The sequence below is a fragment of the Marinobacter iranensis genome (assembly GCF_029207565.1).
GTDB classification, from domain to species: domain Bacteria; phylum Pseudomonadota; class Gammaproteobacteria; order Pseudomonadales; family Oleiphilaceae; genus Marinobacter; species Marinobacter iranensis.
In genome coordinates, this window is sequence record NZ_JANCMW010000104.1 from 1 (window position 1) to 278 (window position 278).

The following is a 278-nucleotide window of genomic DNA, read 5'->3' on the forward strand; positions in this document are numbered from 1 at the left end:
TGCGCCGCCTGGTCGTGCTTGACGGAACCCGGTGACGGCGTCGCGGGATCCCTCATCGCGGAACTCGGCGCGGTCGCTGCGCTCCACGTCGCGTGGGGGAGCGGCGGGCCGACCTCGGCGGAGCTCGAGGCGGGTAGACGGCGGTGGCATGCGCGGCGCGACTCCGTCGAGGATGCGTTCGATCGCGCACGCCGAGTGGGCGCCCAGCTCCTGGTCCCCGGCGGTGACGGGTGGCCACGGGAGGTCGACGATCTCGGCGTCCACGCTCCGCGCGCCCT

Annotated in this window: 1 protein-coding gene; it reads right to left on the bottom strand. The window is 75.2% G+C overall.

Features of this window, described 5'->3' with window-relative positions:
• Nucleotides 1–264, bottom strand: a 264-nt coding sequence (locus NLU14_RS21625; RefSeq protein WP_275710501.1) for a hypothetical protein, incomplete at its 3' end; no start/stop codon positions are given.
• Nucleotides 265–278 lie beyond the last annotated feature (14 nt).